This window comes from Emergencia timonensis (assembly GCF_900086585.1).
Taxonomy (GTDB): Bacteria; Bacillota; Clostridia; order Peptostreptococcales; family Anaerovoracaceae; genus Senimuribacter; species Senimuribacter timonensis.
In genome coordinates this window covers 1,347,691-1,369,543 of record NZ_FLKM01000008.1, presented here as the reverse complement: position 1 = coordinate 1,369,543, position 21,853 = coordinate 1,347,691, and the positions used below count along the sequence as shown (strand labels likewise).

Below are 21,853 nucleotides of genomic sequence, written 5' to 3'. Positions count from 1 at the left end.
TCCCCCTTTTGTTGCTTTTCTTATATTATACCCCACTCAAACAGTTATTTCACTATTTTTGAAGATATTTAATCATAATATCTCTTTTTTTTGAAGATAAAACCTTTTTTCACTACTAAAATTTTAACTAAGCATAATGGGTACAGCAATTCTAACGCTTTCACACCCATCCCCCGAGATCATTGTGAACTATCATTTCATTTGTAAGTTTTGTGCAAAAACGCGCATAACTATAATCTTACAAAACGTACAAAAAAAGAGGGAGGAATTCTTAAAATGAAGAAATTTTTAACAGTGCTTCTTGCATTGTCAGTTGTCTTCACTTACACAGTTGGTACTGCGTTTGCGGCTACACCTGACGAAGTGAGCGCTGAGAAAGCAAAAATGAAGACTGCTGTAACAGATTACGCTAGCAGAATCAGTTATGATGCAAGCGGTAAACTTGGTTCGGCGCCAGAACTTAATCCTGCGGACAAGAACCTTACAAAGACTGCGATTGATGCAGTTATCAACAAAGTGATTTCCAAATACGAGGGAGAAATCATCAAAGCTGATAATGCAGGTACAGACCTTGCGGCTGCATGGGCTGATATCGACACTGATGCAAAACTTGCTGGAGTAATTTTTACTGACAATGCAACAGATTTGTATACCAAAGTTATTGCTGACGAAGTTGCAGCGCTCAATGCTAAATTAGCGACTTATACTGTAAGTGACTATCCTGAGGTTAATCAGAGTGCTTTAGAGTCTGCTATTAATACTGTAAAATCCGCTATTACTACGGCTACAACTGCTGCTGCAGACAAGACTGCGTTAGATAATTTAGCGTTAGCTAGAGATGCTTTTGATACAGCTGTAAAGGATTTTAAGACCAAAGCTGCTTTCAAAGCTGACTTGGATTCCGTAAAGTCCAAAGCAAAGAGCAATATCGCATCCGCTGCATCCGCATTTAAGACTTATGCTGTCAGCGAATACAATAAAGTAATCGACAACAATGCCTCAGCACCAACTGCAGTTGCTGAAGCTAAAGCAAGATTAAATGCTCTTGATGCTACAATTGCAACTCTTACAGAAATGTATGGTGCGCAGATTGATGCTGTAGAATATGACAGTGAAAAAGCATACACTGGAGTATCAACAGCCAACAAGGATGCTGTAGATGCTGTATCAACAAAAGCGGCGACTACATTTGCAACTTCGGCTTTGGCAGGATATGAAGATGCTGCCGATGCACTTGGAGGAACTACTATGTTACTCGAGTATGCAAAAGCTACCGCTGAACAGAAAAAATTAGAATATGACACATCCACAGGACTTGCAAAATACAATACTGCTTCCGTAGATAAAGCGTTGGCTGATGCTACCGCAGACATTTATGCAGGTACTGCAGATACTTTTGTTAAAGTAGATGCATTCTTTACCGCTCCAAAGCTTCAAACTGCTGTTGCAGAAAAGGCAGCCCTTGAAACTGCAAAAACAACTGCAATTACTGCTATTACTACAATGGGCTATGCATTAACTGAATGGTCTGGTGATAATGCAGACAGAGCGAAAGCAGTGCAGGATGAATATACTGCAAAGATCAAAGCTGCTGCAACTGCTGCAGAGGTAACAAAGGTAGAGACTGCTGCAAAAGCTGCACTTGACAAAATTGTAAAAACTGCAGACGTGGCTGATTTGAAAACTCTGACAAAGGCTCAGATGGAAACACTGGGTTATACAGGCGCTGCTGGTGCAGTAGGAACGAAAGCCGCACCAGAAGGGCTTTTGATGCAACACGCAGTTTCACTGGCTGCAAAGAACCCTACAGCTTACAGCGACACGTTGTTGCAGAATACTGCAACTGCTGCAGTGGACTTCCTGGTTGATAAAGTGGTAAACAATATTGATGCAACTAAGAAGACTAATGAATCAGCTATCCAGACAATCCTAAAAGCAAACTATGCGGAAGCACTTGCCATCATGAGCGGACTGAAGACTGATGCTGAACTGAAAACAGTTGAAACAGAAGTTATCAACGCAATTAATGCGCTTCCAACTGTAGTATCACTGGAAGACAAAGATAAATATGTTGCTGCACAAAAAGCCCTGGAAGCATTTGTAAACACTCCAGGTGCTGACATTGCAAACATTTCAAACAGCGGTCTGCTGGAAGCATATATGACTAAGTTGATTACTCTGGAAAAGGCAGCTGTGGAAGCTAAAATCAGTGCGCTTCCAAAGCTTGTAACAGTAAGTGACAAAGAAGCAATTGAAGCTGCTGACGCTGCTTTGAAAGCTTATGATGATACTTATGGAAAGTATAACACAGCTCCATATGACTATGGATATCTGGCTGCAAGCAATGCACCAAAGCTTGAAACTGCAAAAGCAGGACTTGAAAATGCAATGCTTGTTGACGCAGCAAAGAAAATTGCTGAACTTCCTATCAACATCACTGCTGCTGACAAAGCTGCAGTAGAAGCTGCTAGAGCTGCTTATGATGCTCTGACTGACGCACAGAAAGAAGCATTTAGCGAATCACTTCTGAAGAAATTGGTTGCTGCTGAGGCAGCTTTCGGAGATTCTGAAATTAAGGCAGTTGAATCTCTGAAGATTAAGGCTTCTTCCAAGCTCTACAAAGGCAAGAAGATCCGTGTTAACTGGAGAGTTGCAGATGGTGATGCTTCAACAATAGACGGATATAGAGTTTACAAGTCAACTAAGATGAACAGTGGCTACAAGTTCATGGGTAAAACTAAAAAACTTTACATGGACAATAAAAAGGACTTGAAGAAGGGTAAGAGATACTTCTACAAAGTAAGAGCTTACAAAGTAGTAGATGGCAAGACTTACTACTCAGATTATTCTAATCTGGCTAACAGATACTACAAATAATTAAAAGCTTAATATTTACAAAAAATCAAGAAGGCCGGAATTCCGGCCTTCTTTTTATGCACTAAATAATAACGGACTACATATAGCTGTGAATTCGATATCTTATTTTCATGACTGAAATTGCAAACAAATTGTAGCGTATTAGCTATATATCGACCATATAAAATATTATAAAATTCTTATATAATAAAGACAAAACTCTTACATTGAAAATGACAGATGTTTGCCTAATATACCTAACAATAACAAGTATAATATATAAAATAATTTAGTACTTTATTAATCTTTTTTTAATTAACATAATATGGTATTTTTTTAGTAATAATTCAGCTATTTAAATAATTATAAATTTGCAATTTATTTCTATAGTGACTAGCCATTATTTTTAGAATTGGCTATATACCAAATAAAGAAGGCATAAATTAGCGCCTCCTTTTTTGGTACTATGTTAGTACTTTTCACTTTATTTTGTTCAAAATTTGTTTCCTGAAACTTCCATATTCAAACGTTCAGCCATTTCGGTCTGACGTGTAGGAAACATATGGGCATAGTGAAGAGTTATATCTATACTTTCATGCCCTAGACGTCCGGCAATGTCTACGGGTGTGAACCCCATGGAGATGAGAAGAGAAACATGGGAGTGACGCAAATCATGGATTCTAACCCTCTTGATATTAGCTGCTTTTGCTCCCCTGTTCATCTCCGTGTGGAGAAAGTTTCTGGACATCGTAAATATTCTTTTCTTTGAGTTTATTCGTCTTTTTCTACGCAAAAACTTCTGCAATTCTGTACAAAGAAAATCTGGTAATGAAATAATTCTATTACTTTTCTCCGTCTTTGGAGCCGTAATATAATCTTTTTTTCCAAGCCTTTGATAAGACTTGTTTATAGTCATCGTCTTAGCTTCAAAGTTAAAATCTCTACCCGTTAATGCGAGTAATTCTCCAATACGCACACCACACCAGTAAAGAATTTCAAAGGCATAAAATGAATCTGGATTGTCTTTGATTGCATCAGAGAACTTTATATACTCCTCCTTAGTCCAAACCTGCATTTCCTTTGCCTTTTCACGCCCCATGCTACCGGCTTTGCGCACTGGGTTTGTCGTAAGATTATATAACCTTACAGCATGATTAAAAATGGCACTGAGCTGATTGTGGATACTTCGAAGATAGGTATCAGCGTACCCATGTCCATCTTTAGAACGGTAATCAATCATGATATTCTGCCATTTAATGATGTCAGCAGCGGTAATATCAGATATGCATTTTGCGCCAAAATAAGGCAGCAGCTTTTGCCTAATAATGTGCTCCTTAGTAATCCAGGTATTATATTTAAGCCTGGGTTTCATATCCTGCGTATAGATTTCAACAAAAGCCGCAAAGGTAATATTGAGGGTGCCTGATTTAGTTTCGATAAACTTTCGCTCCCATTTTAGAGCCTCCTTCTTGGTGACAAAACCTGTTTTCTTTTTCTTTACATTTTTTCCGTTTAGATCCCTATAATAGAATGAAACATACCAGGTTCCATTCACATTTTTGTATGCGGGCATAAACATTCCTCCTTGCCTATAATATTTCAGTAATTGGGTTTTAAATCTATTATATACCAAAATTTATCAGCAAAAAAATAGAATTTATGGTATTTTATAAAAATGTTAAAAAAAGTAATAAAGCAATGTCATGTAAGGGGGGAAATGTACTAAAAAAGTACTAATCATCTTAATTCTAAAGAAAGACAAAATTGTTTAAAAATAAACGATGTAAAGATTAAAAGTGCTATTCAGTTAAGAAAAAACGTCAATTAATTATTATTACATTTTATATATATTTATTTATAAAAACTTACTAAATTTCTGATTATCTTTTCATAAGTTGGTAAATGCCGATATATCCCGTATTTTAGGGCTTTATCGGTATTTTCTTTTCGGAAGATACCTTGCATAAGCTGGCATTTACCAGCATGAAAATGCAACCAAAAGTAGTAAATGAGTAGTAAATATAAGCTCCGATATTAACAAGCCAGCCTTTCCAGTTCTGCTTTTGCAGATTGAAATGTGCCGTGTGCATAATAGCCAAGTGTCATGGTTATGTTAGCGTGTCCCATGAGATATTGCAGAGTGTTTGGGTTCATTCCTCTGTTTGCCATATTCGTACAATAAGTATGTCTGAATGAATGTGGCGTGATGTTCGGTAACTTGTCCGTGTGATACTTGTTATACTTCTTAATCAGTCCTCGCACCATGCCCTCATAGTTTCCTGCAACTTTAGGCAAGCCCTCACGATTTAGGAATAGGAAATTGCTGTAACCACCTACAATCAGCGGTTGTGCCTTTCCTCTGTTCTTTAGTATTCTTTGGATTGCTTGATAAGCCCGTTCTGTCAATGGAAGTTCCCGTTTTCCGTTTTTGGTCTTTGGTGTTTCAATATAGTAGCCCATTTCGCTATCTTTCAATAACTGGTGGTCTATATTGAGTATTCTGTTCTGCATATCAATATGCGTCGTCAGTCCGCAAAATTCAGAAATACGAAGTCCCGTTTCCAGCAGAAGCACAACCTCATCATAATACTTACTGTAAATCTTGTCCTTTTCCATAAAGGCAAGCAGGTGTTCTTCCTGCTCTGGTGTAAGGATAACTTTCTGTTCGGTATCATCTTCCAGAACATCACTTAACTTAAATTCAAATGGGTTCTTTCTGATACAGTCGTCTTGTATTGCCATGTAAAATGACGCTTTCAAGGAACGTTTATAGTTATCAATCGTTTTATAGGCATATCCTTTTTCGCTCATTCTGATAGCCCATTCTTTAGCGTCCGACTGCTTAACCGTATCAATCGCCCTCATACCTAATGGGTCATTTTTCAAAGCGTTCATAAGATACTGTCGTCCTTTTTCAGTAGCCCTTTTGATGTTCTTTCTTTGACTGTTCTTCTTGTCGTAGAGCTGGCAGACTGTCATTTTACCGCCGACTGTGTCGATACCGTCGTTAAGGTCTTTTTTTATCTGTGCTTCTTTTTCCCTCAACGATATATCATCACGCTTTCCAGCAGGTGTCTTGTCTGTCGGTACAAGTTTCCAAGAATAGATAAATTGTGGCTTTCCGTATATATCGGTATATTTATAAACGTATCTTCCGTCTTTTCGCTGGCTCTCTCCATTACGCAAATTGCGATTTTTACTGTCTTTTCGTTTCACATTAGACATAGTGTAAAGCTCCTTTCCGTCATGGAATGAGCCGTGATACGCTACTAATATTATACCATATCTACGGCTCAATGACATTAGATTTCGTCCAATGTATCTATGATTTTTTCAAATTGTTTTCGCTTAATCTGAATACGATTACCGTTCACGATAACCCAGCCAGCGTCAAGATTTTCTTCGGCTAATTTACGCAATTTCTTTTCGCCAATACGGAAGTATTTAGACGCTTCTTCAATCGTCAGCGTATATTTTTCCCAGATAGGCACATCAGTATTGTTCATAATCTATGCACCCCCTTTACTGTGTGTCATTTTTTTACAAGCAGACAAACGGCTTTGGAAAGCTCCGTTAGTATCTCAACTATTCCCATTCTTGTGGGCAGAACCGCACCATGCGGACGTATCATTATTCTGTGAGGATAGGTCGTGGCAAAACGACTATTCCAACAGTCGCTCTCGGATCACTGCGTGGGTCGCTCGCTTTCTTTTGGAAAGGTCATGGCGTACAGTCCCCGTGGCTTGCTATCTCACAAACGTATCTGTCTGCTTTATTCAGTTGTCAAAGACCAGACGGGCATAATCAATCCCAATATGAATTAGAAGCGTTTAATATCAAAGTTTAAGATTTTACGAATAATCGCTTCTTTGATAAAACCTTTCATTTCCAAATCTACCGCAAGACGTAAGTTGTTGTTATCGTCGTAAAACGGACGCATACAGCACTGATTGATATATGGGTCATAAAATTCCAAGATTTTTGAAATTGCTGTTTCGTCGCCGTCGCAGGCTTTGGAAATAACCGTGAAAGTCGGTGTCAGCTCTTTTGGCATTTTTCTTTTTCCTCCTCAATCAGTTGCTTTAACTTGTCTAGTGCTTGTATTCTGCACTTCGTTACATTCGCTCTGGAACAGTCAAGCATTTTCCCAATGTAAGTGTCCGTGTCGCCAATGAAAAAATACTGTAAAACGATATTACGCTTTCGTTCTTCAATAGCTTTCAATGCACGAGCCAGTTGTTCATCTTCGATTGATACTTTTTCTCCACAGACTTCAAATACCGCAACATAATCCGTAGAATATGTATCTTCTGTACCTATGGAATTTAAGAGGTCGTCCATAATTTCGGCGAATGGCATTTCTTTTTTCTCTGAACGACGTATCGCTCGATAGAAGTCAATCGCTCTATGACGTATAACTGTTTTAATAGCACAATCGAATTGATGACAGGTTTTTTCTTGTAGTTCTGACGGTTTCATTTTCCTCACCTCCTTTCGCTAGTCGAAAAGAGGTGTCTGCCCCTTTTCATATATACCGCGTTGAAAGTGGGGGACAGCGTAACCAAAATCGAAAAAACTTTAAAAAATTTTTTTCTGGCATGAAAAAAGCCCGCACAAAACATATAGTCTGTACGAGCTTTTAAAACTGTGCTATATTCAGTTGTTATAAAAATGCCGTTAGGTTCAAACTGATTGCGTCGAGGTATATCTAAAATATTCCATAATGACAACTCCTTTACGGCACTATTCTAATTTAATCAGACAGAAAAGAAATTGCACCGTTTTTAATTTCTAAGATTTCGTCGGCTTCTTCTGCCAAATGCTTACTGTGTGTAACCACAACAACACATTTTCCTAATTCATGTGCAGTCTTTTTCAGCAAAGCAATGATTTCATCAGCGGTAGTTTCGTCAAGATTTCCCGTCGGTTCGTCTGCCAAAAGTACATGAGCGTCGCTGGCTAATGCTCTTGCAATCGCTACACGCTGTTGCTGTCCGCCAGATAGTTGCAATACATTTCTCTGCCAGTATTCTTTTCCAATGCCGACTTCTTCCAATAATTTTTCAGCATTTCCACTACCACCTAATTTGACATTTTCAACCGTTGTCAAATAATCAATCAGATTATAATTTTGAAATACCAATGAGATATTATGCTTTCTGTGGTAATTCAGCCCTTTTTTTGTAATGTCCTCGCCATTGCAAAGGACAGTCCCTTTTACCGCTGTGTCTAAGCCTGCTAACAACGATAAGAGTGTTGTTTTTCCTGCACCACTCGGACCGACAATAGTATAAAAAATACCCTCCTCGAAAGTAGCAGATACATTATTCAAAATGGTTTTATCTTTTTTTGTTTTGTAAGCATAGCTTACATTCTTTACTTCTAACATTTTCGTCGTCCTCCTAACTCATTTCCGATAAAATATCTTTCGGGTTTCTCTTTAGTATTACAATTCCAGATACCAGAACAGAAGCCGTTATCAACACAAGAACACTTGCTCCGTCCAACAGATACATTTCGACTATATAAAAATAGTTAGGGTTTAGATACGCTATAAGATTACATAGGGTAATGTGCTAGGCAGCTTAAAATTCGCTCCAAAGTATTTTGGGGCCTTTTGGGTACCAGTAGCTATACAATTGTTGATTTTCAAGAGGATAAATATACGCTATTATAGAAATATAAGATTATTGTTGTACATTTATATTCTTCATTCAGATATAAATGTCTTTCAGGATTATATGAATGAAAATCGGATTATTTTGTTTTGAAACACGCCTTTAATTACTGTTGTATCGTTTCAAAAGACACAGAAGAAATTACTGTAGAACAGAAAAGAATCAACAATGCACTGATAGAGAATCGTAATGCGATCATCAAATTAGTTACAAAAGCAGCCAATGGCTACCGCAACTGAAAACGATTCAGAAACAGATGTATGTTGGTCTTAGAAAAAGGTATTGATTTTGAAATCGACAAGGATGACGGAAACGTTAAAATGGTTGAAAAAAAGGACCCAGACAACTAAATGTTGTCTGAGCCCAATATCAGCTATAAACCGTTTTGGGGTATATACCGCCCCTTAAATTTTTGGAGAGCAAATTCACCTAACCCCATCCAAATTTATTGCGCCCTTTAAAGGGCTTTTATGTTTATTTTGAAAAAGAGATAAAATCAATATATCCCTTTTCCCCAATTTTTACAACGGCATTGTAGGGCTTTTTCTCTTTGTTTTTGATTCCTTTTACCAGGGTTTCTTTTCCCTCCAGTAATTCTTTTACATTCGTTTTGGTTAGTTTTTTCTTTCTAAAATGTTCAGCTAAAGTAAACTTACATTCAGGATAATTTGAACAACCATAAAACGATTTTTTTAATACAATATTGTTGCCACACTTAGGACATTTTCCTACAAGGGGTCCCGAGCGCTTAGTGGGAATTTGTACCCCTTATCGATACAAATTCCCCGTAGGCGCTAGGGACCTCTTTAGCTTCTTGGAAGCTGTCAGTAGTATATCTAATAATTTATCTCCATTCCCTTTAGTAACGTGTAACTTTCCAAATTTAAAAAAGCGACTCATAGAATTATTTCCTCCCGTTAAATAATAGATAACTATTAAAAATAGACAATACTTGCTCATAAGTAACGGTACTTAAATTGTTTACTTTGGCGTGTTTCATTGCTTGATGAAACTGATTTTTAGTAAACAGTTGACGATATTCTCGATTGACCCATTTTGAAACAAAGTACGTATATAGCTTCCAATATTTATCTGGAACATCTGTGGTATGGCGGGTAAGTTTTATTAAGACACTGTTTACTTTTGGTTTAGGATGAAAGCATTCCGCTGGCAGCTTAAGCAATTGCTGAATCGAGACTTGAGTGTGCAAGAGCAACCCTAGTGTTCGGTGAATATCCAAGGTACGCTTGTAGAATCCTTCTTCAACAATCAGATAGATGTCAGACGCATGGCTTTCAAAAACCACTTTTTTAATAATTTGTGTGCTTAAATGGTAAGGAATACTCCCAACAATTTTATACCTCTGTTTGTTAGGGAATTGAAACTGTAGAATATCTTGGTGAATTAAAGTGACACGAGTGTTCAGTTTTAATTTTTCTGACGATAAGTTGAATAGATGACTGTCTAATTCAATAGACGTTACCTGTTTACTTATTTTAGCCAGTTTCGTCGTTAAATGCCCTTTACCTGTTCCAATTTCGTAAACGGTATCGGTTTCTTTTAAATTCAATTGTTTTATTATTTGGTTGAGTACTTTTTCACTCGTTAAAAAGTTTTGAGAATATTTTATATTTTTGTTCATGTAATCACTCCTGAAGTGATTACATCTGTAAATAAATACAGAAGTTAAACGATTTGTTTGTAATTTTAGTTATCTGTTTAAAAAGTCATAAGATTAGTCACTGGTAGGAATTAATCTAACGTATTTATTTATCTGCGTAATCACTGTTTTTAGTCTGTTTCAAAACAGTAGATGTTTTATCTACATTACGCATTTGGAATACCAACATGACGAATCCCTCCTTCTTAATTACAAATTTTTAGCATCTAATTTAACTTCAATTCCTATTATACACAAAATTTTAAGAAAGTCAATAAATAATCATAATTTTCTAATTGTGTTATTGACTACACTAATTCAATTAGCTAGAATTGTGTTTGTATGATATTTTGAATGAGGTGCATAACTATGAAAACCACTAAAGAAGCAGTAATAAAAGCAACATCAGACTTAGCAGATGAAAAAGGATTAAATAACGTTTCGTTAAAAGCTGTTGCTCAAAAATTAAACATTCGTACACCATCTTTATATAATCACATAGAAAGTTTAGATAATCTTCTTTTAGAAGTTGCTCATAATGGTATGCGTGACATGAATGAAAGAATGATGAAAATTGCCGTTGGAAAAATAGGGAAAGAAGCAATTAAGTTAGTTTCTATCGAATACCTAAACTATATGATTGAACACCCCGGAGTTTATGAAACAATTCAATGGGCTGTGTGGCACGGAACAGAGGAAACAGCAACCATTTTTAACAACTATCTTTCATTATTAACTACTCTTATCCAATCGTGCAGTCTTAACAAAGACAAAACACTTGAAATATTAAATATGCTTACTGGAATAATTCACGGTTATACAACTTTGCAATTAGGAAACGCTTTTTCTGCCTCAGATAAAGTTAGATTTGAATTAGCTGAAGCGATAGATACTTTATTAGTCGGGATTTTCCAGAAGTATAAATAATATATTTAGGCTTGCAAATCAATACAGAACTGCAAGCCTTTTTCTTTTATCCTACAATCTTCCAGTTGCTATCCTTATGTAGCACAAGCTCATACTGTGATACTTGTGTCGCCTTTGTCTGATTATCAAGGAATTTTACAGCTACTTTAACTTTCACATTATCCCCGTCCTTTGTAAAGATAGGGTTTACCAGTTCAGAATAAAGGTAGTCCCTGCCGATAGGCTCAATCACATTTCCAGATACATAGTAAGCAAGCTCTTTTTCTGTGGCTGTTGGATAGAGCTTAAAGAATGTTTCCAGAAATGCGGTAGCGTCATTTACCGTATCAGCGTCCACGCTTGCGTCTGCTTCTGGTGTCTTAGGCTCATAGTCTGATTTTTCGATTGCTGGTGCAAGAGTAGGGTTCTGAATGATTACCATATCCCCGTCAGCGTCTACATGGACTTTTACAGTATAAGTCGCTTTCACATTGCTTGTCTGTTCTCCCTCTTTTATCTGCTGATCTACTTCGTAGGTAGCAGAAAAAGTGTCCGTTCCCGATTGCTCGATATGCCACACAATCACATCTGTAACTGTGGAGCTGGTCGGTATATCCGTTCTGATTGTATCAACATTCAAGTCTTGCAATTCCTTTGTCAGATAACCGCTGATTGCCTGCGTCCTTGCTTCAATCGCTTCTTTGCTGTTACTCCATGTGTAATAAGACTTCGCAAAGTTCTTCACGAAATTTTCTATCCCGTTGGTGTCCTGCAAACGAAGTTCAATGATTTCTTTTTCATGGGTCGTGTGCTGGTCGATAGCCGTAAAATTCTTATACACCCCAAAGCTCACGCTTGCGATAAGCACCACCCACAACGCAATCACGGTTTTCTTATGTGTGCCTACCTTGACAGTACGCACCTTTTTTTCTTTGACATTTTCTGTCTGTTTCTTATTCTTCTTAAACATAATGTTATCCTCACTTTCTATTGTTTTACTCGTCCTGCACCGATTAAGTGCTGTTGCCAGTAACTATTATTTAGGTCTGCATATCCTATCGGATTTCCTGCGTGGTACATCTGCGTCGGCGAAACAAGAATACCGACATGTGTTACATAACTTCCAGCGTTATAGGTAGAATGGAAAAATACCAAGTCCCCAGCCTTTGCCTGCGAGAGTGGAAGATGTTGGGTGGCGTCATACTGTGCTTGTGCTGTTCTCGGTAAGGAAACACCAGCTTTTCCATAGCACCATTGCGTCAGCCCCGAACAGTCAAAGGAAGTGTTAGGATTGCTACCGCCATATACATACTTCCAGCCTTGATACTTCAATGCTTCATTCATTACTTTTTGTGCCAGTTCTCCCGATACCTGCGGAACAGTTAAATACTGATTGACTAATTCGACGTAAAATTGATTGCCATACTGATACCGCCAGCCCCCGTTCTTCGCAACGGCTATCGGGTTGGTGTAGGTTACTTTCTTTCCACCCGATTTTTCACGGGCGAAGCTCTCTGCAAGATTAAAGGTGTGTTTCTTTCCTTTTCCTGCCACATATCCCACATAGCCACCGCCATAGTTATAAGACTGTATCGCTACATTCAAATCGTCGATACCTTGATTTTTGCAGGAAGAAAGCAGGGACGCAAAATACTTACACCCCTGCTTGATTGAGCTTTCCGTATCTAAGGAATTAGGCGGTAAACCAAGACTTTCCGAACTCTGCATAACATCTTCTGCCGTACCGCCACTTTCTACTTGAATGATAGCCAATAGCACATTGACATACTCGGAAATACCGTATTCTCTGGCGTACTTTTCTACCATAGGCTGATGTTTCAAGACTTCTGCGGATAAGTTCATACCCGTAATGCCAGAAGAAAAATTGCTGTTCTCGTCGTCGCTGTCCGCACTAATCAAGACACCAAAGAAAAGCACCAGAGAAAAGAGGATAGGAAACAGAGTGCCAATGATAGCGATATGTTTCAGTTTCATTTTTTCTTCTGTCCTTTCTTCATCACAAGGTTACGAGTTTTCTCTGTTGTCTGCTGGTTCTTTTGGACGGTTTGCGTCTGCTGAACCTTTGTCCTGCGGTCTTTTGTGTAATTCTGGCGTGTTTCCTGCGATACCACTTTTTCTACATTCTGCCTATGTACTGGCTGTGCCGACTGGGTCGCTTTCTTATCAGAAGCACCAGAAGATAACGGACGCTCTTTGATAACATTTGTCTTGACTGGCTCACTTGCTTTTGAAGTGGTCGCTGTGGCAGGACGTTTGACTTCCTGCATTTTTTCCGCACTCGGCTTTGAAGCTGTGGCTGGTCGCTCATGGGGACGGGTAGCTCCCGTTGTCGCTGATCCGTCAGCCTTTCGCTGTGCCTGCCTTGCTTCTTGTGCCTTTTGAAGCTCCATACGCTTGTCAGCGATACTCTGTCTATGCTTTTCCTGCTTTTCCAAACGTCCCGTCTGTCTGGACTGCTGTTCCTGCACCATGCCACGCTTAAAGTCGGACACGCTGGACTTTGCCTTTTCCTTTGCGGAATACACCGCATAAGCGGTCTGTGTCGGCATATCCTTGATATTCTCTTTGACAGCATTTGCCTTGTCTTTCACTTTATTTTTCGTATCTAAGACAGCACCCACCTTTGAGCCTGCACGCTGTCCCATACTGGAAGTAGATGTATTGCCCCGACTGTCTTTTGTGGCTGTGTTCCTTGTCGGTTTTCTGTTTGAAATCGTGCTACCTGCCACCGCACCAGCAACACCGCCAGCAGTAACCGCACCAGCAAGCCGTCTTTCCATACGCCTAGCTCTATGTCGCATAAACAGATATGGTCTGCGGAATATCCTGCGTCCCATGTTTTGACTGTCGCCAGCGTTCAAAGAGAACATACTCATTAAATCGCCCAGCTTCATATAAATACCAGCGAAACATACTATCTGCAAGAACGCTACCATAAAGAACGGATAGTCCGTGGAGATGTTATAAAACATACTGGAAATGCTGAACGCCACCGTTACAATGAGCGTTATTCCTGCCCGTGTCATTATGGTATTAAACACCCTTACGATTGCCTGCTTCGCCATGCTTTCATAGCTCGGTATCATGGAAAGTAAAAAGCTGATAGGTAAAAACATTGCAAAGATAATAAAAAGTATCTGGCTAAATAACATCATGCCCGTAAGCAAGAATACAAATATCGTTATCCCTAAATTGAAGAACAGTAGGAAGAACACCATGCCTAAACGGTTCACGACCTGCGGTATCGTCAGATTGTTGTTGTCGTTATCTTCGATTTCTGTTTTCACGACTTCCTCTCTGGTTTTCCCGTCCTCGTCCTCTGGACTTGCCGATACAAGAGCTTCGACACGGTCTGCCCCGATTTCTTCTGTGTTGCTGTTACCGAATTGCAGAAGTAGCCACGGCTGTTCCACTTGAATAGAAAATAGGCTGTCCCGTATCAAGTCCACGCTGTCCTTGCCCTCGCTGTCGGAGTTGGGGAGCATGATTTTTGTTCCCAAGTCCAAAGAAGCGGTACTGATGTCTGATGAAAATTCATTTATCTTCTTGATGTAGTCGGGAGCGTAGGCAATAAACGAAGCGGACAGCACGAACACCACCACAAAGTTGATAACAGCGTGAAGTGCCTTGCTGGTTTCCCGTTTGATAAGTCCCGTATAAGCAACATACATTCCCACCACTAAGATAATGAGAAGCAGGAAACCAACATAGAAGCCCGTAGAAGAAAAGCCGTTCTCGGTTACACCTGCAAGGGTCTGTATGCTCTTTCCGATACTGTCTGCCATATCGTTAATAAAATCAAGTTTATAGGCTTCCTGCACCACATAGCCCGTGGCATTGCTTAAATAAAGGCTTATCGTCCAGACAAAGTTGGTAATGCAGTAAAGCCCGTACTGTACCGATTTTCCAATGCCGTCCAGCCAGTTCCACGGCAACCATGACCAGCTATTATCCACATAAAAATCAAGCTGGTAGTTGGAAAGGGGATATTTTGAGTAAAGATTTTCTGCGTTTATGGTATCGTCCACAAGCCCCGTCGCATGAGCCACCGTCCCCAAAAGTGAAAGCAGGATAAGGGAGAGTGCCACCACGAACAGAGCCATTTTGAGAAAGTGAAGTATCTTCCTTTTTGTGAACGCACCTTTTATCCTTTCTTTCATCACTCCACCTCATTTCTCTGTACGGGCGGTCTGGTATCAAAGGCGTGTAGCAGTTCTTCAAAAACTGGGTGTATCTGTACCACACCGACACGCCCGTATAAGTCCTGCAATAAGCATTGTCCGTTCTCCAAATCACGAAGCCGTTTCTGGTTGTTTTCATCGTCCTTGTCGATACCGAAAAATTCTAAGGTCTGTTTTATCTCGTTGATGTCAGTAGAACGGAAAGCGAATTTTAAGCCGATATTGTTTTTCAGACTTTCCTTTGCCACGTCCCCAGAAGATTGTGTAACGAAATAAACACCTGCCTGCATAGCTCGTCCAGCACGAACCAGCTTGTTAGAGAGCGTTTCTCCTTGTGCCACATTTAAGAACGCCCACGCTTCGTCCAAATCGACAATCTTAAAAATACTTCTGTCCGAATGGATAAAATCAAGGGCAAAGGTACTAATCACAATCAGCATAGATACCGACAATAATTCAATAGTCGTGTATTCTTCAAAGGTCGTGTCCTTATCTGGCAGTACAAGGTCGGCTACTTGAATGATATTGAGCTGGTTATCAAGGCTGATTGCATTTTCCACCGTACCGTCTGAAAACAGCAGATGTGCAAAGTCGTAGTCCGTGAAGCTGTCGATATGGTCTGCGATATTTCTTGATATGGGCGTATCTTCACGGCGTAGCTCGTCTATTACATGGAGCAAGCCCCGACTGTCGCTCTGGGTAACGGAACGAACCGCTTTTCGTAACACGGGGAATTTTTCGCCGTCCCTAGAGGAAATACCCGTAAGGAATGTCAAGATGTCGATTGCCAGACTTTCAGCGTCTTTTACATTCTTCATAATCACGAATGGATCAAGAAGTCCTGCATTGTCTTTATCGCTGGTAAGATTTACGATATTGATTTCATGGGCGATTTCTGGAAGTGTTTCTCTCCAGTTGCCACGCTCGGCTTTGGGGTCTAAAATGACTGCTTGACCGCCAAACAACACCGAATAATACACCAGAAGATTGTTGCAGAACGACTTTCCACCGCCAAGCGAACCGACAAAAGCAGACGCTAAAGCGTTGGTAACTGTACCTTTTACGCCCTGCGAAGCTAAAGACGGTTGCAGGTACACATTTCTTCCCGTATCAACGGAATAGCCCATATAGATACCCGTAGTTTCCCCTAACTGCTGGGTCGCTCCAAAGCCAAGCCCTGCCAAGAAGTCTGATTTTACATACTGCACATAGTCATTGATATATCGCTTGCTGGCAGGTAAAAATTCAGAATGAAGCCCCAGCATATCCCCAGCAGGACGTACCAGCTTTACATTGAGGTCGTCGTAAAAGTCTTTGACTTCATCACAACGGCGTTTCAGCTCGTCAAGATCGGGTGCAGACACCCGTATAACGTAGCTTAACTTATACATACTTTCTTTTGTCTGGTCTAAGTCCGTTTCCAGCTCGTCCACGCTGTCTAAAGCGTCCACCACATTTGAGCTGGTTTCACCTCCTGCTTGATAAGCGTGATTGTCAAGGTCTTTCAATTCCTTTTTCTTGTTGCGTACGGTTGTTAATGCTTTTCGGTTCTCCACGATTTCTACATTCATAGAAGTATCAACGGGGAATGTGAATTGCTGTTGCTGGAAATAGAAGATTTCACTTGACGGAAAATCAAGCTCGCCGACAATCGCATTGACGGTAAAATAGGACACATAACTTTCCTTGTCCTCATGTTCCAAGCGTAAATACCGCTGGCTTTCTTCAATCACACACCTTGTCGGACGGATAAGGTCGTAGTATTTTATCAGCGTTTCTTTGTTCAATTTTTTTTTTGGTAGCTGGTACGCATAATCTTCATAAGCGATACCGTCCCTGCCGTAAAGATGTTCCATGAGATACCCAAAATCATTGATTTCCAAGCGACGCACCTTAAAGCGACGGGAGATTTTATTTTCCAGTAACTTTTCCATTTTCATGTAACGGTTGATTTCATCATTCGGCATGGAAACAAAATCATTCATCAGCGTATGGTTTACTTCATGGAGAAACTCTTTGAATGTCAGCCACGCCGATTTTTTGATGTTCTTCAGATTGAGCTGTTCTTCCGTAACCATGAGCTTAAAGCCAAGAAAAAAGCGGTAGTCCACTTGATTGTTCCCAATCATAGATACTAACGCTTCGGTCTGTTCGTCTATTTTCTGGTAGGCAACTTCCTTTAATTTTCCCGTTACCAGTTTCTTTGACTGCTCCTGCATACTTCGTATGGAGCTTTCTGTGGCAATCTGCAACGCATGAATTTTACCCTCACGGGACTGTGCGATTAGCTGTCGGAAACTGTCATGCACGATAAATTTCTGCTCTGCGGATAGAAAAGAATAGTTGTATGGTACCAGCTCATAATAGGCAAACACTTCATTGTCCTTGTTCCAGACAAGGTTATTGTCAATATATTTTATCGGGAACATAGTTCACACTCCTTACTGCCGTGATTGTTTCATTTAATATCTGCTTATGCAGTTTTACGGCTTTTCCTGCATAAGTGATTTTTGGTCGCAGGGCATAGGTTATCTGTGATTTCAAAAAGCTGTACGGCTTCTTTCCGTCAAAGGTTTTCTGCGACATGAACCAAGTGAGAGCAACGGGAATACCAAAGTATTTGAGAAATGCTCCCTCAATCATGGAAAGTGGGGGAATATCCCCAAACAGAATGATGATAAATTCCGTAATCACAAACCATGTAATCTGTGTAAAAGTAACGGGAAAGGGTAAGTTAAAGTCATTGATTGCATATAAGACTTTTTCCACGTTCCAGATACCCGTGTAGCTTTTAATCTTTTTCAAGTTCTTTCAGCTCCTTTCAAAATAGAAAAGGACAGCCATTTTCAGACTGTCCCTTAAAAGAGAAATACGCTGTCAGTAGCAACAATGCTTGTCGCTGATCTTCCAGCGTTAATATGGTATCTCGCACATACCTCGGCTTGTTTCAATAAAGCAACCGCCCATATCCAAATCTCGCCCGTAGGCTTCATAGTCAATGTAGTTCTGTAAGCTGGGTGGAATATCCCCTAGTGCCTGCAATTCGTCTATGTAGTAGTAGGCAACGTCTGTCATGGTTTCACAGTCGGGATAATAATAAATATCGTCCTTATGTTCCACGACTTCTTCCAGCGACCCGTAGTGGCTGATAAATTCGTCCAGACACTCTACGATATAGTCGGGAAGTTCCTCTATCATTTCATACATCTCATTGAGTTCTTCAATGGAAACATACTCGCCAATCGCAATGGGGAAGTTATCGGTATCATGGATAGCGTATTCCTCATACTGTTCATTCAAGCCAATTTTTTCTTTCACATCTTCCTCGTCAATGGGAAATGTGAACCAAGCACCGACTAAATAGCCCTCATTGTATTTGCCAAGATTAGCAATGTAAACCGCCATATCATCAATCATAACCACCACCTCATTTCCTACTCTGGCAGTTCAAAGATACCGTGTTCTGTTACTAAAAATTTCCCGTGTTCCTGCAAGTGAGAAGCATAGGCTTCAAAGTCAAAGTAATATTCTTGACAGTCCTCGGATAAATGCTTAAATGTCGGGTCGTTCATCAGCTTTTGCCTTGCAACATCTATCATGCTTTTGCAGTCAGGATAAACCGTAATCACGTTCCTGCAAATATAAAGTGCTTCTAAATTGTCATATACGGTCAGAAGTGATACATATTCTTCCTGCATATCACTTGAAAGCTGGCGGTACATAAAATCTAATTCGTTGAGCTGATACACGCTTGTATGTTCGTGAACTTCATCAGCATAAGGCAACACCTTTTCGATAATACAGTAATCCCCACTTTCTGCACCGATACCTAACTTTTCTTCAAACTCGGCAACATCTATCGGCAGGTCGAACCAGTATGATATTGTTTCTTCGTCAGTTGTTCCTCTCGTTTCCACCAGTACCCTTGTTTCCTGCATTGTTCCTCACGTCCTTTCTGTTGGTTCATCACATCTTTTAAGTTCTGGTATGAGATACCAAACACATATTTAGAAAAATCTTCTAACTGTCTTTCTTCATAGTCGGCAGGGTTCAGCCGTTTCATTTCATGCCACACCTTACGCTTGTAAGAGGGCAGGTCGGAAATGTATTCACAGCCGACTTTTGCCTGCATATCCTTAAAAATATCGTTCATTTCATCACTCCAATCTGAAATTTAGGTATGAAAAAAGCAGTCAATCCTAAGACTAACTGCTTTGTGTGTATGGATATGAAATTGTTTATCAGACATATTGTTTGAAAAATACATTTAACTTTTGCCCTAGTAGTGTTGGGTTATCTGTATTTACTTCATGTCCTGCATTTTCAATAATAGCTATTTCTGCGTTTTCTATCTGTTGTTGCAATTCTAAAGAAGCTTTTTTATTTATCTTATCCTTATCGCCACAGACAACAAGTACCGAACATGATATTTTTTTCAGTTCATGTTTAAAATTAAGTTCTGTCATAGATTTGCATAGATTGATAAAATCTGTTTTCTGAAAACCCATTTTTTCAAATGCTGAACAAGGCATAATACGGAATATCAGATTTTGCATTTTTAACAGATACTTTGGCATTTCATATTGTGTGACTATTAACACTAATGAGTTCATTTTTTCTGGGTGTTCTATCGCATACTGCATAGCAAGAATACCACCTAAAGAAAGTCCACAAATATTTAGCGGTTCTTCAAACTGTTCACAGTATGTTTCCAATGTCCGATACAATGTATCATAACATGGTATTTTTCCAAAAAGCCAATCTGATAAATTAGGGCATAAAACTTCAAAATCATCATTGAATACTTTTACGGTATCACTCCAACTTTCAGAAGATTGTCCCAAACCGTGAAGCATTATATATTTCATTCCATCACTCCTAGATACTGTGTTTCATATCCACATTATAACATTCGCATATCAGCACCACAATAAAATTTTATGCACCGATAATCTTATTGAACAGCTCTAACAATACATCTTTCACACCGCCAGCGTTGAATACCAAACCGACAGCAATCAAGGCAACTACCAAGAAGCCGATAAGTTTTGAAAACTCACGCTTGAACCCTAAGTAGATACCGATAACCACAATCGCCATAAGCACTAAGCTCTGTGCGTTTGATAAAAACCATTGATACAAATTTTGTCCGAAATTCATTTAATTGTCCTCACTTTCTTCTAATTGTTTCATTTCATAGTCAGCTTCTTTGCCGACATTCAAAATACACATCAAGACTACGCCGATACCCATTCCCATAGATACCAGCAGGAAATCTTTTAATAATACCCACATTTTTTATCACTCCTAACTTTCCACCAAATCTTTTGCAGGGGTCGTCTGCTGTTTGATTATCATTTTATGCTTTTCTGTGAGCTTTGCCTGCTGTTCGATTGTTTCCATGTAGTCTGTACCGTTTCCTTTATCAATCTTTTTCAGCATTTTCAAGGTTGGTGCTACCTGCCTTTGTACCCAACGCAATGTGCGGTCTAAGGTGTAAGGCTCTGGCTTTGTCGTCAGCTTCAAGCTCTGTCTGTTATCGCCAATAAACCAAGCCCAGCGGTCATTGAGTTTCCATTCATTTTTTCGCTTGTCGGGTTCTTCATCAACAAACCGTACATACTGGTTGATGATAGAAAAGGCGGTCTGCTCTGCGTCATAATAGGTCAGCAAATCTCGTACTGCATAATAGGCACGTTCATTTCTAAGCCGTATCTCAAAACGGTTGATAATGTCGGCTTCTTCAAGCGGTGTCCCTAACTTGACGTACTGCTCATAGTCCTTTTCATAGATACAAAAATACACATCTGATTTCAGCGAACCAAGATAAAGGGTGCGTCCCATATATTCTCTGTCGTCCTCTCTATGCTTGATAAGCTCGCCCGACTGGTAAAACTTATAACTTCTGGACTTTCCGATATATTCCCGTTTTCTGCATTTTTCCGCAAGCTCTGGAATATCCAAAATGCCCGTATGGTCGTTGATAGCAAGGTCGATACGCTTCATCACGCCACCGTCTACGAGTGCGTCCATGAGAAAGTCATACCAGCTTCTTTGCTGTGCCAGCAGGTAACTTTCAAACTGCCTGCAACCACGCCCCTTTAACTCTAAAAGGACACCTTTTTCTTCGTCAGCCGACGTATAGATAAAGATGTCCCCTAAAGAGTAATGCTCCGTATAACTGTAATGTCCATAATCTTCATGGAGCATATAGTTGATATTCAGTTTTAATATGTCTTTGATGATATGCTGTATATCCAGCGTGGGAAAACGAATTTTCACATAATCAAACAGCATGGTAAGCGGTGCTTCTGGATTGAACCTTGCCAGTTCTTTATGCAGAGTTTCCAAAAGCTCCTTTGACGGCTTCATTTTTCCGCTTTCTATCTTATTGAGATATTCTCTTGTGATACCAGAAGCCACCGCCAGCCTGCCTTGTGAGATACCGTAAGCAATCCGTTTCTCCCGTAATTCTTTTATCCATTGTTCTTCATTCAGAACCATACCCCCAATCTGTAAAGTGTGAAGTTTTTTTAGGCGACTTCACAGCC

General features: G+C 39.7%; 23 protein-coding genes and 1 pseudogene. 3 read left to right on the top strand and 21 right to left on the bottom strand.

Features of this window, described 5'->3' with window-relative positions:
• Positions 1-276 precede the first annotated feature (276 nt).
• Entirely contained in the window at positions 277-2,877 is a 2,601-nt protein-coding gene (locus BN6539_RS07660; protein WP_067536066.1) for a fibronectin type III domain-containing protein, read from the top strand.
• Positions 2,878-3,349: 472 nt separating this feature from the next.
• Here the strand turns inward: BN6539_RS07660 and BN6539_RS07655 are convergent, their stop codons facing one another.
• The 6 genes from BN6539_RS07655 to BN6539_RS07630 all read right to left on the bottom strand — a co-directional run bounded on the left by BN6539_RS07655 (position 3,350) and on the right by BN6539_RS07630 (position 8,245).
• The gene (locus BN6539_RS07655; RefSeq protein ID WP_067536063.1) at positions 3,350-4,429 is read right to left on the bottom strand and encodes a site-specific integrase; all 1,080 of its coding nucleotides are present in this window, start codon (positions 4,427-4,429) and stop codon (positions 3,350-3,352) included.
• Positions 4,430-4,890: 461 nt separating this feature from the next.
• On the bottom strand, positions 4,891-6,081 hold the full coding sequence (locus tag BN6539_RS07650; protein ID WP_025489609.1) for a site-specific integrase: 1,191 nt from the start codon (positions 6,079-6,081) through the stop codon (positions 4,891-4,893).
• Between the two features lie 77 nt (positions 6,082-6,158).
• Positions 6,159-6,362, bottom strand: coding sequence for an excisionase (locus BN6539_RS07645; RefSeq protein ID WP_002347229.1), 204 nt, complete (start codon positions 6,360-6,362; stop codon positions 6,159-6,161).
• A 314-nt stretch (positions 6,363-6,676) separates the two neighbouring features.
• The gene (locus BN6539_RS07640; RefSeq protein ID WP_003431885.1) at positions 6,677-6,910 is read right to left on the bottom strand and encodes a helix-turn-helix domain-containing protein; all 234 of its coding nucleotides are present in this window, start codon (positions 6,908-6,910) and stop codon (positions 6,677-6,679) included.
• Positions 6,895-7,335, bottom strand: coding sequence for an RNA polymerase sigma factor (locus tag BN6539_RS07635; RefSeq protein WP_003431889.1), 441 nt, complete (start codon positions 7,333-7,335; stop codon positions 6,895-6,897). The genes BN6539_RS07640 and BN6539_RS07635 overlap by 16 nt, the downstream gene beginning before the upstream one ends.
• 274 nt (positions 7,336-7,609) lie before the next feature.
• Positions 7,610-8,245 (bottom strand): ABC transporter ATP-binding protein, encoded by a 636-nt coding sequence (locus tag BN6539_RS07630; RefSeq protein WP_003431891.1) that lies wholly within the window; start codon positions 8,243-8,245, stop codon positions 7,610-7,612.
• Between the two features lie 378 nt (positions 8,246-8,623).
• Between BN6539_RS07630 and BN6539_RS22285 the strand changes: the two genes are divergently transcribed.
• A complete protein-coding gene (locus BN6539_RS22285; protein WP_156524169.1) occupies positions 8,624-8,773 on the top strand; it encodes a hypothetical protein in 150 nt (49 codons plus the stop codon).
• Positions 8,774-9,008: 235 nt separating this feature from the next.
• On the opposite strand, the gene BN6539_RS21805 is transcribed toward BN6539_RS22285, so the two are convergent.
• The 3 genes from BN6539_RS21805 to BN6539_RS07620 form a co-directional block, all read right to left on the bottom strand.
• Entirely contained in the window at positions 9,009-9,293 is a 285-nt protein-coding gene (locus BN6539_RS21805) for a topoisomerase C-terminal repeat-containing protein (protein ID WP_002326770.1), read from the bottom strand.
• Positions 9,294-9,438: 145 nt separating this feature from the next.
• Positions 9,439-10,176: a 23S rRNA (adenine(2058)-N(6))-methyltransferase Erm(B) gene (gene erm(B), locus BN6539_RS07625; RefSeq protein WP_002292226.1), complete on the bottom strand. Its 738-nt coding sequence runs from the start codon at positions 10,174-10,176 to the stop codon at positions 9,439-9,441.
• Positions 10,177-10,300: 124 nt separating this feature from the next.
• Positions 10,301-10,384: a 23S rRNA methyltransferase attenuation leader peptide gene (locus BN6539_RS07620; protein WP_001814874.1), complete on the bottom strand. Its 84-nt coding sequence runs from the start codon at positions 10,382-10,384 to the stop codon at positions 10,301-10,303.
• A gap of 179 nt (positions 10,385-10,563) precedes the next feature.
• On the opposite strand from BN6539_RS07620, the gene BN6539_RS07615 reads away from it, so the two are divergent.
• On the top strand, positions 10,564-11,121 hold the full coding sequence (locus BN6539_RS07615) for a TetR/AcrR family transcriptional regulator (RefSeq protein WP_005946872.1): 558 nt from the start codon (positions 10,564-10,566) through the stop codon (positions 11,119-11,121).
• Positions 11,122-11,167: 46 nt separating this feature from the next.
• Here BN6539_RS07615 and BN6539_RS07610 read toward each other — a convergent pair whose 3' ends face one another.
• From BN6539_RS07610 to mobT, 12 genes and pseudogenes are all read right to left on the bottom strand, one after another.
• Entirely contained in the window at positions 11,168-12,070 is a 903-nt protein-coding gene (locus BN6539_RS07610; RefSeq protein WP_025489605.1) for a conjugal transfer protein, read from the bottom strand.
• 17 nt (positions 12,071-12,087) lie between these two features.
• Positions 12,088-13,095 carry a bifunctional lytic transglycosylase/C40 family peptidase gene (locus BN6539_RS07605; protein ID WP_025489604.1) on the bottom strand — a complete coding sequence of 336 codons (1,008 nt, stop codon included), beginning with the start codon at positions 13,093-13,095 and terminating at the stop codon, positions 12,088-12,090.
• The gene (locus BN6539_RS07600) at positions 13,092-15,281 is read right to left on the bottom strand and encodes a CD3337/EF1877 family mobilome membrane protein (RefSeq protein WP_025489603.1); all 2,190 of its coding nucleotides are present in this window, start codon (positions 15,279-15,281) and stop codon (positions 13,092-13,094) included. Before BN6539_RS07600 ends, BN6539_RS07605 begins: the two co-directional genes overlap by 4 nt.
• Positions 15,281-17,731, bottom strand: coding sequence for a conjugal transfer ATPase TcpF (gene tcpF / locus BN6539_RS07595; RefSeq protein WP_025489602.1), 2,451 nt, complete (start codon positions 17,729-17,731; stop codon positions 15,281-15,283). Before tcpF ends, BN6539_RS07600 begins: the two co-directional genes overlap by 1 nt.
• On the bottom strand, positions 17,709-18,107 hold the full coding sequence (locus BN6539_RS07590) for a conjugal transfer protein (protein WP_003061368.1): 399 nt from the start codon (positions 18,105-18,107) through the stop codon (positions 17,709-17,711). Before BN6539_RS07590 ends, tcpF begins: the two co-directional genes overlap by 23 nt.
• A gap of 108 nt (positions 18,108-18,215) precedes the next feature.
• Complete coding sequence (locus BN6539_RS07585) at positions 18,216-18,719, bottom strand: antirestriction protein ArdA (RefSeq protein WP_067536062.1); 504 nt, start codon at positions 18,717-18,719, stop codon at positions 18,216-18,218.
• Positions 18,720-18,736: 17 nt separating this feature from the next.
• Positions 18,737-19,240: an antirestriction protein ArdA gene (locus tag BN6539_RS07580; protein ID WP_025489601.1), complete on the bottom strand. Its 504-nt coding sequence runs from the start codon at positions 19,238-19,240 to the stop codon at positions 18,737-18,739.
• Complete coding sequence (locus tag BN6539_RS21800; protein WP_074038079.1) at positions 19,159-19,455, bottom strand: conjugal transfer protein; 297 nt, start codon at positions 19,453-19,455, stop codon at positions 19,159-19,161. Before BN6539_RS21800 ends, BN6539_RS07580 begins: the two co-directional genes overlap by 82 nt.
• A gap of 88 nt (positions 19,456-19,543) precedes the next feature.
• Positions 19,544-20,170, bottom strand: coding sequence for an alpha/beta fold hydrolase (locus BN6539_RS07575; RefSeq protein ID WP_067536058.1), 627 nt, complete (start codon positions 20,168-20,170; stop codon positions 19,544-19,546).
• Positions 20,171-20,240: 70 nt separating this feature from the next.
• Positions 20,241-20,462, bottom strand: coding sequence for a hypothetical protein (locus tag BN6539_RS07570; protein WP_002323342.1), 222 nt, complete (start codon positions 20,460-20,462; stop codon positions 20,241-20,243).
• Positions 20,463-20,576 (bottom strand): annotated as a pseudogene (locus tag BN6539_RS07565) (DUF3789 domain-containing protein); the annotation flags it as partial.
• Between the two features lie 33 nt (positions 20,577-20,609).
• The gene (gene mobT, locus BN6539_RS07560; protein ID WP_025489600.1) at positions 20,610-21,806 is read right to left on the bottom strand and encodes a MobT family relaxase; all 1,197 of its coding nucleotides are present in this window, start codon (positions 21,804-21,806) and stop codon (positions 20,610-20,612) included.
• Positions 21,807-21,853 lie beyond the last annotated feature (47 nt).

Excerpts from the sequence above, each read along its gene's own strand:
- BN6539_RS07660 (WP_067536066.1), top strand. The coding sequence starts at position 277 with ATGAAGAAATTTTTAACAGTGCTTCTTGCATTGTCAGTTGTCTTCACT.
- BN6539_RS07655 (WP_067536063.1), bottom strand. The coding sequence starts at position 4,429 with ATGCCCGCATACAAAAATGTGAATGGAACCTGGTATGTTTCATTCTAT.
- BN6539_RS07650 (WP_025489609.1), bottom strand. The coding sequence starts at position 6,081 with ATGTCTAATGTGAAACGAAAAGACAGTAAAAATCGCAATTTGCGTAAT.
- BN6539_RS07645 (WP_002347229.1), bottom strand. The coding sequence starts at position 6,362 with ATGAACAATACTGATGTGCCTATCTGGGAAAAATATACGCTGACGATT.
- BN6539_RS07640 (WP_003431885.1), bottom strand. The coding sequence starts at position 6,910 with ATGCCAAAAGAGCTGACACCGACTTTCACGGTTATTTCCAAAGCCTGC.
- BN6539_RS07635 (WP_003431889.1), bottom strand. The coding sequence starts at position 7,335 with ATGAAACCGTCAGAACTACAAGAAAAAACCTGTCATCAATTCGATTGT.
- BN6539_RS07630 (WP_003431891.1), bottom strand. The coding sequence starts at position 8,245 with ATGTTAGAAGTAAAGAATGTAAGCTATGCTTACAAAACAAAAAAAGAT.
- BN6539_RS07620 (WP_001814874.1), bottom strand. The coding sequence starts at position 10,384 with ATGTTGGTATTCCAAATGCGTAATGTAGATAAAACATCTACTGTTTTG.
- BN6539_RS07615 (WP_005946872.1), top strand. The coding sequence starts at position 10,564 with ATGAAAACCACTAAAGAAGCAGTAATAAAAGCAACATCAGACTTAGCA.
- BN6539_RS07610 (WP_025489605.1), bottom strand. The coding sequence starts at position 12,070 with ATGTTTAAGAAGAATAAGAAACAGACAGAAAATGTCAAAGAAAAAAAG.
- BN6539_RS07605 (WP_025489604.1), bottom strand. The coding sequence starts at position 13,095 with ATGAAACTGAAACATATCGCTATCATTGGCACTCTGTTTCCTATCCTC.
- BN6539_RS07600 (WP_025489603.1), bottom strand. The coding sequence starts at position 15,281 with ATGAAAGAAAGGATAAAAGGTGCGTTCACAAAAAGGAAGATACTTCAC.
- tcpF (WP_025489602.1), bottom strand. The coding sequence starts at position 17,731 with ATGTTCCCGATAAAATATATTGACAATAACCTTGTCTGGAACAAGGAC.
- BN6539_RS07585 (WP_067536062.1), bottom strand. The coding sequence starts at position 18,719 with ATGATTGATGATATGGCGGTTTACATTGCTAATCTTGGCAAATACAAT.
- BN6539_RS07580 (WP_025489601.1), bottom strand. The coding sequence starts at position 19,240 with ATGCAGGAAACAAGGGTACTGGTGGAAACGAGAGGAACAACTGACGAA.
- BN6539_RS21800 (WP_074038079.1), bottom strand. The coding sequence starts at position 19,455 with ATGAACGATATTTTTAAGGATATGCAGGCAAAAGTCGGCTGTGAATAC.
- BN6539_RS07575 (WP_067536058.1), bottom strand. The coding sequence starts at position 20,170 with ATGAAATATATAATGCTTCACGGTTTGGGACAATCTTCTGAAAGTTGG.
- BN6539_RS07570 (WP_002323342.1), bottom strand. The coding sequence starts at position 20,462 with ATGAATTTCGGACAAAATTTGTATCAATGGTTTTTATCAAACGCACAG.
- mobT (WP_025489600.1), bottom strand. The coding sequence starts at position 21,806 with ATGGTTCTGAATGAAGAACAATGGATAAAAGAATTACGGGAGAAACGG.